Genomic DNA, 14,637 nt, shown 5'->3' with positions numbered 1-14,637 from the left:
TCCTGAGGCCCGTTGTGCAGGTAGACCTCAGCCCGGTAGTAACGCGTGCGCTCTTCCTCGGGCAGGTCGCTCGGTGCCGACGAGTAAGCATCCAGGCTCACTTCATAGACAAACGGATTGCCCTCCGCCATCTCGATACGCACACCGATGCAGCGCTTGGACTTGCCCAACAAGGTCTGCACTTCCAGCCCCTGATCGCGCAGCGCCGTCGCCGCTTCTTCCAGCGCAGGCGTCACATGCTTGTCCATGAAGCGTTGCACGGTGCCCTGGCTCGGTTGCAGGTCCAGTGCCGTCAAACGCTCGCTGAAACCACGACGGCCACGTTCGGCCAATTGCGCCTGCTCCTGTTCGATGGCCACATCCTGGCGCATGGCCTTGTGCAAACCGAACATGAAGAACACCAGCACCACCGAGAACGGCAGCCCCGCCAGCACCACCATAGTTTGCATGGCTTCGAAGTTACCGGCAAACAGCAAGCCGATGGTCACCAGGGTAATCACCGCCGACCAGAAGATACGCAGCCAGTGCGGCGCATCTTCGTCCACGTTGCCGCCTTTGCAGGAAAGGTTGGCCATCATCACCGCGCCGGAATCCGCCGGGGTCAGGAACAGCACAAAGCCCACAAAGATCGACACACCGATGACGACTTTCGACGCTGGGTAATGCTCAAGCAGTTGGTAGATGGCCATGGACGGCTGTTCCAGCGCCGTCTTGCCCAACTCCACCGCACCGTGGTTGAGCACCAGGTCCAGGGCCGAGTTACCGAAGATCGACAACCACGCCAGGGTGAAGCCCAGCGGAATCAGCAGCACGCCGGCCACCAGTTCACGCACGGTGCGACCACGGGAAATACGCGCGATGAACATGCCCACGAATGGCGCCCAGGAAATCCACCAGGCCCAGTAGAACAGGGTCCACAGGCCCATCCAGCGCTCGGTCTTGTCGGCGTCACCCTCATACACGTACAGGTCGAAGGTTTTCAGCACCAGACCGTTCATGTAGTCGCCGATGTTCTGCACGAAACCGTTGAGCAGGTGCAGGGTCGGGCCGAACAACAACACGAAGATCAGCAGGCCGCTGAACAGCACAATGTTGAGGTTGGACAGCCGGCGAATGCCGTTTTCCACACCCGACACCGCCGCAATGGTCGCCACCGTGCTCATCACGATGATCACGATCAACAGGTTGGTGTTGTTGTGTTCCATGCCGAACAGGTTTTCCAGGCCGGACGACACCTGCATCGCACCAATCCCCAGGTTCGTCACCAGGCCCAGCAGGGTCACGAACATGCCGAAACCGTCCACCGCGTGGCCGGCCGCACCTTTCACCCAACGCTCGCCCACCAGCGGATACAAGGCCGAACGCAAGGCCAGCGGCTGGTTATGCCGGTACGCAAAGTACGCCACGGCCAAGCCGACCAGCGCGTAGATCGCCCAGCCATGCAGGCCCCAGTGCAGGAAGGTCAGTTGCAGTGCCTGGCGCGCCGCACTGTTGCTGGCAGCGGCGCCTTCGGGCGGGTTGAAGTAGTGGTCCAACGGTTCCGAGGCGCCGAAGTACAACAGCGAGATACCGATGCCCGACGAGAACAACATGCCGGCCCAGGCGCCGTAGCTGAAGTCCGGGGTGTCGTCCTTGCTGCCCAGTTTCAACTTGCCGTAGGACGAAAACGCCAGCCCCACCACAAATACCAGGTAGGCGGCGATGACGACCATGTAGTACCAGCCGAAGCTTTTGGAAAGCCACGCCTGGGCTACGCCGAGCATGCGCCCGGCCTCCTGCGGGGCGATGATCAGAATGGCAGTCAGCAAAAGAATCAGCACGGTAGAGGTGTAGAACACCCAACCGTTGACCCGCACCTTTTCCGGTGGGGTCTTTATAAGAGAGGCAGAACTCATGGCGCAGATGCTCCGGGCAGTGCGAAAGAGAAACACAAGGCAACGGTTATCCCGGGACATCGATTTTTCGGCAGTCGACGGACGGGTGTTATAAAGACACCCCGAAAATTCTTGTACCCCGCCGAAGCAGTGGCCAAGCCCTGTCACGGCCTGTTTCAAGGGTTTTTGCAGGTGTCAGATGTCGCGGCTCGCAGGTAGGAAATATCTGTAGGCAGCGACCATTTGTCGCAGATCTTATTCTTTGTTGATTGAACGTTCAATCAAAACAAAATAGACTGGCCTTCAAGCCGACGGACGTCTGACGTCCGCCGCAGGCCTAACGAGAGGTGCTACATGCCCAAGGTCGGTATGCAACCCATACGCCGCCAGCAGTTGATCGAAGCCACGTTGACGGCCATCGATCAGGTCGGAATGGGGGATGCCAGCATTGCGTTGATCGCCCGTTTGGCCGGCGTTTCGAACGGCATCATCAGTCACTACTTTCAGGACAAGAACGGCCTGATCGCCGCGACGATGCGGTACTTGATGAATGCGCTGATCGAGAACGTCCACGAACGCAGACGTGCCCTGAAGGATGACAGCCCACGGGCGCACCTTCAGGTGATCATCGAAGGCAACTTCGACGCCAGCCAGGTCAACGGCCCGGCAATGAAAACCTGGTTGGCCTTCTGGGCAGCCAGCATGCACCACCCGTCATTGCACAGGTTGCAGCGGATCAACGATCAACGTCTGTATTCCAACCTGTGCTGCCAGTTTCGCCGAGTGCTGCCGCTGCCGCGTGCACGCAAAGCAGCCCGAGGCCTGGCGGCCCTGATCGACGGTTTGTGGTTGCGCGGCGCCCTGTCGGGAGACGCTTTCGACACGGAGCAGGCGCAACGGATCGCGTACGAATACATGGATTTCCAATTGGCCAAACAGGTGAGTTAGAGCACACATAACCGCTCAACCCCTGAACCGCTTCCGGTCAGTGCCGCCAGCACCTTGTGGCTCACTGTTTGGAGGTTAACGCCAACCACTTATGCACTTGCGAGGACTTTATGGCCCGTTTCGAACTGCAAAAACTCTACATTGACGGCGGCTACACCGACGCTGGCAGCGATGCCACTTTCGAAGCCATCAACCCGGCTAACGGTGAAGTTCTCGCCAAAGTGCAACGTGCGACGAAAGAAGACGTTGAACGCGCCGTGGTCAGCGCCGAAAAAGGCCAGAAGATCTGGGCTGCCATGACTGCCATGGAGCGCTCGCGCATCCTGCGTCGTGCCGTCGACATCCTGCGCGAGCGCAACGACGAGTTGGCCGAGCTGGAAACCCTGGACACCGGTAAAGCCTTGTCCGAAACCAAATACGTCGACATCGTCACCGGCGCCGACGTGCTGGAATACTACGCGGGCCTGGTGCCGGCCATCGAAGGCGAGCAAATCCCGCTGCGCGACACGGCGTTCGTCTACACCCGCCGCGAGCCGCTGGGCGTAGTGGCCGGTATCGGCGCGTGGAACTACCCGATCCAGATCGCCCTGTGGAAATCCGCACCGGCCCTGGCTGCGGGTAACGCGATGATCTTCAAGCCAAGCGAAGTCACTTCGCTGACCACCCTGAAACTGGCCGAGATCTACACCGAAGCCGGCGTTCCGGCGGGCGTGTTCAACGTGCTGACCGGCAGCGGCCGTGAAGTCGGCACCTGGCTGACCGAGCATCCGCGCATCGAGAAAGTCTCGTTCACCGGCGGCACCGACACCGGCAAGAAAGTCATGGCCAGCGCTTCGAGCTCTTCGCTCAAAGACGTGACCATGGAACTGGGCGGCAAGTCGCCGCTGATCATCTTCGACGACGCCGACCTCGACCGCGCCGCCGACACCGCGATGATGGCCAACTTCTACAGCTCCGGCCAGGTCTGCACCAACGGCACTCGCGTGTTCGTGCCCAAGCACCTGCAAGCGGCGTTCGAAGCCAAGATCGTCGAGCGTGTTGCGCGCATTCGCGTGGGCAACCCGCAAGACGACAACACCAACTTCGGCCCGCTGGTCAGCTTTGCGCACATGGAAAGCGTGCTGGGCTACATCGCCAAAGGCAAAGAAGAAGGCGCCCGCCTGCTGTGCGGCGGCGACCGCCTGACCGACGGCGAATTTGCCAAAGGCGCCTTCGTGGCCCCGACCGTGTTCACCGACTGCACCGACGACATGACTATCGTGCGCGAAGAAATCTTCGGCCCGGTGATGAGCATCCTCACCTACGAAACCGAAGAAGAAGTGATCCGCCGCGCCAACGACACCGACTTCGGCCTGGCTGCCGGCCTGGTCACCAAAGACCTGAACCGCGCCCACCGTGTGATTCATCAGTTGGAAGCGGGCATCTGCTGGATCAACGCCTGGGGCGAATCCGACGCGAAGATGCCGGTCGGCGGCTACAAGCAATCCGGTGTGGGTCGTGAGAACGGCATCAGCTCGCTGAACAACTTCACCCGCATCAAATCGGTACAGGTTGAGCTGGGCGACTACGTCTCGGTGTTCTGACAGCCCGAGACTTGTGTTGCCTTTGAGGCCGCCATCGGGAGCAAGCCCCCTCCCACACTGACTGTGTTCACACGTTCAGATGTGTGAATGCAGTCAAATGTGGGAGGGGGCTCGCCCCCGATGAGGCCCCCGCTGACCCAACTCCAAAAGAGGGTGCATTCATGTCCCAAGAATACGATTACATCATTGTGGGTGCCGGTTCCGCCGGCAACACCCTGGCGACCCGTCTGACCGAAGACGAAGGCGTCACCGTTCTGCTGCTGGAAGCCGGCGGCCCTGACTACCGCTTCGACTTCCGCACGCAAATGCCTGCGGCGCTGGCGTTCCCGCTGCAAGGCCGCCGCTACAACTGGGCCTACGAAACCGACCCGGAACCACACATGGACGGCCGGCGCATGGAATGTGGTCGCGGCAAGGGCCTGGGTGGCTCTTCCCTGATCAACGGCATGTGCTACATCCGTGGTAACGCGATGGACTACGACGGCTGGGCGAAACTGCCCGGCCTGGAAGACTGGACCTACCTCGACTGCCTGCCGTATTTCCGCAAAGCGGAAACCCGCGACATCGGCCCCAACGACTGGCATGGCGGCGATGGCCCGGTCAGCGTGACCACGCCCAAGCCCGGCAACAACCCGCTGTTCCACGCCATGGTTGAAGCCGGCGTGCAGGCCGGTTACCCGCGCACCGAAGACTTGAACGGCTACCAGCAAGAAGGTTTCGGCCCGATGGACCGTACCGTCACGCCCAAGGGCCGTCGCGCCAGCACCGCACGCGGTTACCTGGACACCGCCAAGAAGCGCTCGACGCTGACCATCGTCACCCACGCCCTCACCGACAAAGTGCTGTTCGAAGGCAAGCGTGCCGTCGGCGTGCGTTACTTGATCGGCGCGGCCGAAGAGCGCGTCGAAGCCCGTGCGCGCAAAGAAGTCATCGTGTGCAGCGGCGCAATCGCTTCGCCGCAACTGCTGCAACGCTCCGGTGTCGGCCCGGCCAAGCTGCTGGAAAGCCTCGATATCCCGGTAGTCCACGACCTGCCAGGCGTCGGCGAAAACCTGCAGGACCACCTGGAGCTGTACCTGCAATATGCGTGCACCCAGCCCGTGTCGCTGTACCCGTCGCTGCTCTGGTACAACCAGCCGGCCATCGGTGCCGAGTGGCTGTTCAACGGCACCGGCATCGGCGCCAGCAACCAGTTCGAAGCGGGCGGTTTCATCCGTACCCGTGAAGAATTCGAATGGCCGAACATCCAGTACCACTTCCTGCCGGTGGCGATTAACTACAACGGCAGTAACGGTGTGAAAGAGCACGGTTTCCAGGCACACATGGGCTCCATGCGTTCGCCAAGCCGGGGTCGCATCCAGTTGAAGTCGAAGAACCCACGGGACTACCCGAGCATTCTCTTCAACTACATGGCCACCGAACAGGACTGGCAGGAGTTCCGCGACGGCATCCGCCTGACCCGTGAAATCATGGCGCAACCGGCCTTGGACCCCTACCGTGGCCGCGAAATCAGCCCGGGCATCGAAGTGCAAACCGATGAGCAGCTGGACAAGTTCATCCGTGAGCATGCCGAAACCGCGTTCCACCCGTCCTGCTCGTGCAAGATGGGCACCGACGACATGGCGGTAGTGGATGGCCAGGGCCGCGTGCATGGCATGCAAGGCCTGCGTGTGGTCGATGCGTCGATCATGCCGATCATCACCACCGGCAACCTGAACGCGCCGACGATCATGATCGCCGAGAAAATCGCCGACAAGATCCGTGGCCGCCAGCCACTGCCGCGCAGCACCGCCGACTACTATGTCGCGGGCGATGCGCCGGTGCGTGGTAAGCCGCTGCGTGAAGTGGGCCAGACGGCGCAGTAACTGATAAACCGCAGCGCTCCCATCGGGAGCAAGCCCCCTCCCACACTACGGTGTTCACACGTTCAGATGTGTGAATGCAGTCAAATGTGGGAGGGGCTTGCTCCCGATGAGGCCCGCCCAGACAAGACACGCCCCCCGCCCTACACTTTCCTTGATCAGCTCCCAGCCCAGGCCTACTCTGTTCGCCTGCCCGCGCCGAGCCGCCCACAAGGAAGGCCCCATGTTCGACCACCACGCCACACTCAAAAAACATTTCAGTGCCCTGCGCACCACCGCCGAATTCTTTTCGCTGCGCTACGTGCGCGAATCCGGCCAATACTTGTCAGTGCGCAAAAACGTCGCCGAACCGCCCCACCTGAGCCACGACGAAGGCGCCATGCTGACCGTGCGTCTCAATGGCGTGGAAGCCTATGCCGCGACCAACGATATTTCCCTGGCCGGCCTGCAAGCGGCCCTCCAACGTGCCGAACAGCAAGCCCGCCTGATCAAGCCCCACGCCCTGCTCGACCTGCGCGACCAAGCCGTCTCCAGCGCCGTCGCCGACTACCTGTCCCCCGACCTTGACCAGCCCTTCCCGTCCTTGAGCGACTGCTACCAACTGCTGGGCAACGAGTCGGCCGCCGTGCCCAAGGACGAGCGCCTGGTCAGTTGGGACGTGAGCCTGGGCCTGACCCGCGTCGAGCAGATCTACCTCAACAGCGCGGGCGCCGAATTGCGCCAGGCGCAGCGCTTTGTATTCCCCGGTGTCAATGTCACCGCCTACGACGGCAACGATAGCCAGACCCGCACCTTCGGCGGCAGCAACTTCGGCCAGCAAGGCGGGTTCGAGGTGATCAGCCGCTTCGGCCTGGTCGGCGCCGCGCCGCGCATCGCCGATGAAGCCCTGCAACTGCTGGCCGCGCCAAACACGCCCAGCGGCGCGCGTGACCTGCTGTTGATGCCCGACCAGATGATCCTGCAAATCCACGAATCCATCGGCCACCCGCTGGAGCTGGACCGCATCCTGGGCGATGAACGCAATTACGCCGGCACCAGTTTCGTCAAAGCCAGCGACTTCGGCCAGCTGCAGTACGGCTCACCGCTGCTCAACGTGACCTTCGACCCCGACATTCCCGAACAACTCGCCAGCTACGGCCATGACGATGAGGGCACGCCGGCCCGCAAACAATTCCTGATCCGCGAAGGGCTGTTGCTCAAGCCGCTGGGCGGAGCGTTGTCGCAATTCCGCTCGGGCCTGGGCGGCGTGGCTAACAGTCGCGCCAGTAGTTGGAACCGTCCGCCGATCGATCGCATGGCCAACTTGAATATCGAAGCGGGCGACAAGAGCCTCGCGCAACTGGTCGGCGGCATCGAAAACGGCATTCTCATGTCGACCAACCGCTCCTGGTCCATCGACGATGCGCGCAATAAATTCCAGTTCGGCTGCGAATGGGGCCAGTTGATCGAAAACGGCGAGCTCAAGGGCGTGGTGAAAAACCCCAACTACCGAGCGATTTCCGCACAGTTCTGGCGCAACCTCAGCGCCGTCGGCGACGCCGGCACCTTCAAGGTCCTGGGCACGCCAAACTGCGGCAAAGGCGAACCCAACCAGGTGATCCGCGTGGGCCATGCCTCGCCCGCCTGTGTGTTCAGTCATATCGATGTATTTGGGGGAGATGCCTGATGAACAACTTCAAGGCACTGGTGCAATGGCTCAAGCAGGCCATCACCGACAAGGAACAATTTCACCTGGGCTATGCGGATGAAGCGTCCGAGTTCGTACGCTTCAACCACGCGCAGGTGCGCCAGGCCGGGCAGGTGCAGCAAGCCAGCCTCAACCTGAAGCTGATCAACGATGGCCGCCACGCCGACCTGGGCATCACCCTGTCCGGTGAGCCTGCGCTGGACCGCCAACGCCTGGCCGACGGCCTGCAGCAACTGCGTGAAACCTTGCCGTTGCTGCCGCGGGACCCGTACCTGTTGCTGAACCACAATGCCTGGCAGAGCCACAATGAACAGGCGCGACCACTGCCGGAACTGGCCCAGGTATTGGAAGCGATCGGCCAGGCCGCTGACGGTGTCGACCTGGTCGGTTTCTACGCCGCAGGCCCGATCAGCCGGGGTTTCGCCAGTTCGGACGGGGCCTTTGGCTGGCACCGTGCCAACAGCTTCAACTTCGATTTCAGCCTGTTCCATGCCAATGGTGAAGCGGTGAAAGCCAGCTACGCCGGGCACACATGGAACAGCGAAGAGTTCGCCGCACGGTTGCAGCAGGCACGCCGGCAATTGGAATTTCTCGGCCGCCCGCTGCACACACTGGCCCCTGGGCAATACCGTGCCTACCTCGCGCCGGCGGCGCTGGAAGAGATCATCAGCATCATCACTTGGGGCGGGTTCTCCGCCCAGGCCATCGCCAGCAAAGGCAGCTCGCTGCAAAAGCTGTATGCCGGTGAACAGGCGCTGAGCCCGTTGATCAAGCTCGATGAACAGGTCAGCGGGTCCCTCAGCCAGGCGTTTTCCACCGAAGGCTACCCCCGTGGCGATGTCACGCTGATCAACCAAGGCAAGGCAGAAGGCCAACTGATCAACTCGCGCAGCGCCGCCGAATATGGCCTGAGCACCAACGGCGCGAGCAGTGACGAATCCCCGAGCGCCTTGCAAATGGCGGCGGGCGACCTGGCCCAGGCCGATATTCTCAAGCAACTGGGCACAGGGCTGTATATCAGCAACCTGTGGTACCTGAACTACTCTGACCTGCCGGCCGCACGCCTGACCGGCATGACCCGCTTCGCCACGTTCTGGGTCGAAGACGGCGAAATCAAGGCGCCGGTCAGCACAATGCGCTTTGATGACAGCGTGTACAACCTGCTCGGTTCACAGCTGGAAGCGCTGACCGCCGAGCGGGAATTGCTGCTGTCGCCGAGCACTTACGACCGACGCAACACGGCCTCCAACTTGTTGCCGGGGGCCTTGGTCAAACGCCTGACCCTGACCCTCTGAACACAGCAGTGGGAGGGGGGGGTTGCTCCCTCCCACACTGCTTTGTGCAGATTTCAAATACTCCAGCTCGCCCCCTTCCTACCGTAAATTCTCATCTTCCGCTTGTTCCAGCGTGCTCTGTTGTCGCCTGCAAAAAACCTCGTTATAAGGGTTAGTGGCATCCCGCCACTCTCCCCCACGAGAGCACGACCTTGCCCGGGATAGGGCAAGCTGGAGCGTTGACATGGACCATGGAAGTTTTGTCATACAAAAGCTGTTCAAGCACTACAACGTTCACGTTGAACGGCTTGGAAATCATCCGCAAAAAAACACCGTGCTCATGGTCAATGGAGCACTGTCCACCACGCGGTCCTTTGCGCGAACCAGTAAATGCCTGGCCGAGCATTTCAACGTACTGCTGTTTGACTTGCCCTTTTCAGGTTACTCCCGCGAGCACAATACCGACCTCGACCTGGTGACCAAGGACGATGAAGTGCAAATACTGCGCGCCCTGGTGGAGCGCTTTGAGGTCAACCATCTGGTCTCGGCCTCCTGGGGCGGCATCTCCACGCTGTTGACCCTGGCGCACAATCCGCCGTCGATCAAAAGCTCGGTGGTGATGGCCCTGGCGCCCCACCTCAATCAGGCCATGCTCGATTATGTGGAACGCGTACGCGTGCTGATCGAGGCCGATGACAAATCCGCCGTCGGCCATCTGCTCAACGAGACTGTCGGCCAATACCTGTCGCCGCGCCTCAAGCGCAATAACCATCGACACCTGTCGAGCATGGCCACCACCGAGTATCGCCAGGCGCGCTTTCACATTCACCAGGTGCTGGCCCTGGGCGACGGCAACTACCTGCCGGCGCTCAGGCAGATTGAAACACCAGTGCACTTCCTCAACGGCGCCCTGGACGAATACACTCCCGCCGCCGAGGCACAGCTGTTCAAGCACTATGTGGGGCGCAGCAGCTTTGCCGTGGCCGAACACACGGGCCACTTGCTGGATCTGGAGTCCAACGAAGCGGCTGCGGCGGTGCACCGTGAACTGCTGGATTTCCTGGTGGGAAAAGGCGCGACGAATGGCGCATAATTGCCGACACGTAGCCAGCTAACAAAAGGGTTCACATGCCGAATCGCGCCCCTCTCGATGCCAAGACCGCCCGCTGGCTACCCTGGGTGGTAGCGATTGCCTTCTTCATGCAGTCGCTGGATGGGACGATTCTCAACACGGCACTGCCGGCCATGGCCCGCGACCTCGCGGAAAACCCGCTGCGTATGCAAGGCGTGGTGATTGCCTACATGCTCACCGTCGCCTTGCTGATCCCGGCATCGGGCTGGATCGCCGATCGTTTCGGCACCAAGAAAATCTTCTTCGGCGCGATCATGTTGTTCAGTATCGGCTCGCTGCTGTGCGCCCTGTCGAGCAGCTTGACCATGCTCGTCGGCGCGCGCGTGATCCAGGGGCTGGGCGGCGCCTTGATGCTGCCGGTCGGGCGGTTGGTGGTGCTACGTGCCTACCCTCGTTCGGAGCTGGTGCGCATCATGGGCTTCATTACCATCCCCGGCCTGCTCGGCCCGCTGCTTGGCCCGACCATGGGCGGCTGGATGGTGCAATACCTGACCTGGCACTGGATCTTCCTGATCAACCTGCCGGTGGGCATGATCGGCTGCTACGCCGTCTGGAAGCTCATTCCCGACCTGCGCGGCAGCGAGCGCACACGCTTCGACGGCATCGGCTTTCTTCTGTTTGGCGCGGCAATGGTGCTGATCACCATCGCCATGGAGGGCCTGGGCGAACTGCACTTGCCGCATCTGCGAGTGATGTTGCTGCTGTTTGGCGGGCTGGCGTGCCTGGCGGCGTATTGGCTGCGCGCCGGGCATCTGGATAACCCGCTGTTTTCGCCGATGCTGTTCAAGACTCGCACCTTCGCCGTGGGCATCCTCGGCAACCTGTTCGCCCGCCTGGGCAGCGGCGCCCTGCCGTTCCTGGTGCCGTTGCTGCTGCAGGTGGCGCTGGGGTATTCGCCGTCGGAAGCCGGCATGAGCATGCTGCCGCTGGCGGCGGCGGCGATGTTCGCAAAATCCATCGCCCGCGTACTGATCGAACGCCTCGGTTACCGCGTGGTGCTGACCGGCAACACCTTGTTCCTCGGCATCATGCTGGCGAGCATGGGCCTGGTCAGCGAGCACACGCCCTACCCATTGCTGCTGTGCATGCTGGCGGTACTGGGGGCGATCAATTCCCTGCAATTCACCGCGATGAACACCGTCACCCTGATCGACCTCGACGACGCCCAGGCCAGCAGCGGCAACAGCTTGCTGTCGGTGGTCGCGCAATTGTCCCTCAGCCTCGGCGTGGCCTGTGCCGGTGCGTTGCTCGGCGGCTTTACCGCCCAAACCGGCAATGACGGCGTGGAAAGCGTGCTCGGCGCGTTCCAACTGACCTTTCTCACCGTGGGCATCATGGCGATGCTGGCGGCGGCGATCTTCCTGCAATTGTCGCCAACGGACGGCAAACGCGTGGTCAGCCGCGAACACGACATCGAGCATTAACCGGCTTCTCGTCTAGAACTTGCGGGGAAATTCCTTTGAGGCTGGTACACTGCGCGACATTTTGTTTTGCAGAGCCAGTCCCGTGACTACCATCGCCACCGCTTTTAATACTTTGCCCCTGTCCGCCGCCATGCTGGCTAACCTCGACTCGCTGGGTTATGTCGAGATGACGCAGATCCAGGCGCAGAGCTTGCCGGTGATCCTCAAAGGGCTGGACCTGATTGCCCAGGCCAAGACCGGCAGCGGCAAGACCGCCGCCTTCGGCATCGGCCTGTTGAACCCGATCAACCCGCGTTACTTCGGCTGCCAGGCCCTGGTGATGTGCCCGACCCGTGAGCTGGCTGACCAGGTCGCCAAGGAAATCCGCCGCCTGGCCCGCGCTGAAGACAATATCAAGGTGCTGACCTTGTGCGGCGGCGTGTCCCTGGGCCCGCAGATCGCCTCCCTGGAACATGGCGCCCACGTCATCGTCGGCACCCCGGGCCGCATCCAGCAGCACCTGCGCAAAGGTTCGTTGGTACTGGACGGCTTGAACACGCTGATCCTCGACGAAGCCGACCGTATGCTCGACATGGGCTTCTACGACGCCATCGAAGACATCATCAGCAAAACCCCACCGCGTCGCCAGACCTTGCTGTTCTCGGCCACCTACCCGGTGAGCATCAAGCAGCTGGCGTCCAAGTTCATGCGGGCGCCGCAACAGGTGAAAGCCGAGGCGTTCCACTCCGACGACCAGATCGAACAGCGTTTCTATGAGATCTCGCCAGAAGAGCGCATGGACGCGGTGACCAAGGTGCTGGCGCATTTCCGCCCGGCCTCGTGCGTGGCGTTCTGCTTTACCAAGCAGCAAGTGCAGGAAACCGTGGACCACCTGACCGCCAAGGGCATTTCCGCCGTCGGCCTGCATGGCGACCTGGAACAGCGCGACCGTGACCAGGTGCTGGCGATGTTCGCCAACCGCAGCACGTCGGTACTGGTTGCCACCGACGTCGCCGCCCGTGGCCTGGACATTGACTCGCTGGACATGGTGATCAACGTCGAACTGGCCCGCGACTCGGAAATCCACATCCACCGTGTAGGCCGTACCGGCCGCGCCGGTGAGACCGGCATCGCGATCAGCCTGGTGGCGCCCTCCGAAGCACACCGCGCCCAAGCCATCGAACAGTTGCAGAAAACCCCGCTGAACTGGGACCAACTGGACAACCTCAAGCCACAAAGCGGTGGCCCGCTGCTGCCGCAGATGAGCACCCTGTGCATCGCCGCCGGCCGCAAAGACAAAGTGCGTCCAGGCGACATCCTCGGTGCATTGACCGGTGAAGCCGGTATCCCAGGTGCCCAGGTCGGCAAGATCGCGATCTTCGACTTCCAGGCATTCGTGGCGGTGGAGCGCGGAATCGCCAAGCAGGCGCTGCAGCGTTTGAATAACGGCAAGATCAAAGGCCGTTCGTTGCGCGTGCGCATCCTCTGACAGGATCGTTCCCACGCTCTGCGTGGGAACGCATCCCGTGACGCTCTGCGTCACCCTGCGGACGCAGAGCGTCCATTGTGGCATTCCCACGCAGAGCGTGGGAACGATCTGATAAACATGAGGACACCGTTTTGCGCTCGACCGAAGTTGTGATCATTGGCGCCGGCGCCGCAGGCTTGATGTGCGCGCTGACCGCCGCCGGGCGTGGGCGCAAGGTGATGTTGATCGACCATGCGAACAAGGCCGGCAAGAAGATCCTGATGTCGGGCGGTGGCCGCTGCAATTTCACCAACATGTACACCGAGCCGGCCAACTTCCTCTCGCACAACGCGCACTTCTGCAAGTCCGCCCTGGCCCGCTATACCCAATGGGACTTTATCGGGCTGGTGGCCAAGCACGGCGTGCCGTACCACGAAAAGAAACTCGGCCAGCTGTTCTGCGACAACAAGTCCAGCGACATCCTCGGCATGCTGCTCGATGAGTGCCTCCAGAACGGTGTGAACCTGCATCTGGACACCTCCATCCAGGAGATCGCCAAGGTCGACGGTGGCTATCAATTGCAGACCACCCTGGGCGAGCTGCGCTGCGAATCCCTGGTGATCGCCACCGGGGGCCTGTCGATCCCGACCCTGGGCGCTACCGGTTTTGGTTATCAGGTCGCCAGGCAATTTGGCCACGAACTGCTGCCGACCCGCGCAGGTCTTGTGCCCTTCACCATCACCGACCAGCTCAAGGAACTGTGCGGCGAGTTGTCCGGCACCTCCGTGGACTGCCTGGTCAGCTGCAACGGCCAGAGCTTTCGCGAAAACATCCTGTTCACTCACCGCGGCCTGAGCGGCCCGGCGATTTTGCAGATTTCTTCGTACTGGGAGTCCGGCGACACCGTCGAGATCAACCTGCTGCCCGATCATGACGCCCACAGCTGGCTGCAACAGCAACAGGTCGAGCATCCCAACAGCGAGTTGAAAACCCTGCTCGGCGACATCTTCACCAAGAAGATGGCCAACCTGCTGGCGCAAAGCTGGTTCGTGTCCAAGCCGATGAAGCAGTACACCCACGCCGAAATCGCCGAAATCGCGCAAAAGCTGTCGAGCTGGCAGGTGGTGCCGGCCGGCACCGAGGGCTATCGCACCGCTGAGGTGACGCTGGGCGGAGTGGATACGCGGGAAGTGTCGTCCAAGACCATGGAATCGCTGAAAAGCCCAGGGCTGTACTTCATCGGGGAAGTGCTGGATGTGACCGGTCACCTGGGCGGGTTCAACTTCCAGTGGGCCTGGGCGTCAGGTTATGCGGCGGCGCAGTACGTCTGAAGGATGTACTCGGTCAAATGTGGGAGGGGGCTTGCTCCCGATAGCGGTGGATCAGCCAGCTTATCTGCCGCTGCC

At 61.7% G+C, this 14,637-nt stretch carries 10 protein-coding genes; 9 read left to right on the top strand and 1 reads right to left on the bottom strand.

All coding sequences use genetic code 11. The features are described 5' to 3' along the window. Positions 1 to 1,838: BCCT family transporter (locus tag ACQRBT_RS11415; RefSeq protein WP_427851675.1), on the bottom strand; the 1,838-nt coding region annotated here is incomplete at its 3' end. A 390-nt stretch (positions 1,839 to 2,228) separates the two neighbouring features. On the opposite strand from ACQRBT_RS11415, the gene betI reads away from it, so the two are divergent. From betI to ACQRBT_RS11370, 9 genes are all read left to right on the top strand, one after another. Further along, positions 2,229 to 2,822, top strand: a complete 594-nt coding sequence (gene betI / locus ACQRBT_RS11410; protein WP_060753387.1) for a transcriptional regulator BetI — start codon at positions 2,229 to 2,231, stop codon at positions 2,820 to 2,822. Between the two features lie 110 nt (positions 2,823 to 2,932). Continuing rightward, on the top strand, positions 2,933 to 4,405 hold the full coding sequence (gene betB, locus ACQRBT_RS11405) for a betaine-aldehyde dehydrogenase (protein WP_090368320.1): 1,473 nt from the start codon (positions 2,933 to 2,935) through the stop codon (positions 4,403 to 4,405). Between the two features lie 161 nt (positions 4,406 to 4,566). Continuing rightward, a complete protein-coding gene (betA, locus tag ACQRBT_RS11400) occupies positions 4,567 to 6,270 on the top strand; it encodes a choline dehydrogenase (protein ID WP_161548682.1) in 1,704 nt (567 codons plus the stop codon). Positions 6,271 to 6,490: 220 nt separating this feature from the next. Continuing rightward, positions 6,491 to 7,933 (top strand): TldD/PmbA family protein, encoded by a 1,443-nt coding sequence (locus ACQRBT_RS11395; protein WP_412047674.1) that lies wholly within the window; start codon positions 6,491 to 6,493, stop codon positions 7,931 to 7,933. Continuing rightward, positions 7,933 to 9,249 carry a TldD/PmbA family protein gene (locus tag ACQRBT_RS11390; protein WP_090368313.1) on the top strand — a complete coding sequence of 439 codons (1,317 nt, stop codon included), beginning with the start codon at positions 7,933 to 7,935 and terminating at the stop codon, positions 9,247 to 9,249. Before ACQRBT_RS11395 ends, ACQRBT_RS11390 begins: the two co-directional genes overlap by 1 nt. Positions 9,250 to 9,472: 223 nt before the next feature. Beyond that, positions 9,473 to 10,321: an alpha/beta fold hydrolase gene (locus ACQRBT_RS11385; RefSeq protein ID WP_104994893.1), complete on the top strand. Its 849-nt coding sequence runs from the start codon at positions 9,473 to 9,475 to the stop codon at positions 10,319 to 10,321. Positions 10,322 to 10,356: 35 nt separating this feature from the next. After that, positions 10,357 to 11,784 (top strand): multidrug transporter subunit MdtD, encoded by a 1,428-nt coding sequence (gene mdtD / locus ACQRBT_RS11380; RefSeq protein ID WP_090368309.1) that lies wholly within the window; start codon positions 10,357 to 10,359, stop codon positions 11,782 to 11,784. 130 nt (positions 11,785 to 11,914) lie between these two features. Continuing rightward, positions 11,915 to 13,252: an ATP-dependent RNA helicase DbpA gene (dbpA, locus tag ACQRBT_RS11375; RefSeq protein WP_232966058.1), complete on the top strand. Its 1,338-nt coding sequence runs from the start codon at positions 11,915 to 11,917 to the stop codon at positions 13,250 to 13,252. A 131-nt stretch (positions 13,253 to 13,383) separates the two neighbouring features. Continuing rightward, on the top strand, positions 13,384 to 14,562 hold the full coding sequence (locus ACQRBT_RS11370; RefSeq protein ID WP_412047675.1) for an NAD(P)/FAD-dependent oxidoreductase: 1,179 nt from the start codon (positions 13,384 to 13,386) through the stop codon (positions 14,560 to 14,562). The last annotated feature ends 75 nt before the right edge of the window (positions 14,563 to 14,637 follow it).

The sequence above is a fragment of the Pseudomonas sp. R19M genome (assembly GCF_050312585.1).
Lineage (GTDB): Bacteria > Pseudomonadota > Gammaproteobacteria > Pseudomonadales > Pseudomonadaceae > Aquipseudomonas > Aquipseudomonas palleroniana.
The sequence above is the reverse complement of the archived record's forward strand: the minus strand, read 5'-3'. Positions and strand labels throughout refer to the sequence as shown.

Coding starts and splice junctions, on each gene's coding strand:
- ACQRBT_RS11390 (WP_090368313.1), top strand. CDS start 7,933: ATGAACAACTTCAAGGCACTGGTGCAATGGCTCAAGCAGGCCATCACC.
- ACQRBT_RS11395 (WP_412047674.1), top strand. CDS start 6,491: ATGTTCGACCACCACGCCACACTCAAAAAACATTTCAGTGCCCTGCGC.
- mdtD (WP_090368309.1), top strand. CDS start 10,357: ATGCCGAATCGCGCCCCTCTCGATGCCAAGACCGCCCGCTGGCTACCC.
- betB (WP_090368320.1), top strand. CDS start 2,933: ATGGCCCGTTTCGAACTGCAAAAACTCTACATTGACGGCGGCTACACC.
- betA (WP_161548682.1), top strand. CDS start 4,567: ATGTCCCAAGAATACGATTACATCATTGTGGGTGCCGGTTCCGCCGGC.
- betI (WP_060753387.1), top strand. CDS start 2,229: ATGCCCAAGGTCGGTATGCAACCCATACGCCGCCAGCAGTTGATCGAA.
- dbpA (WP_232966058.1), top strand. CDS start 11,915: ATGCTGGCTAACCTCGACTCGCTGGGTTATGTCGAGATGACGCAGATC.
- ACQRBT_RS11385 (WP_104994893.1), top strand. CDS start 9,473: ATGGACCATGGAAGTTTTGTCATACAAAAGCTGTTCAAGCACTACAAC.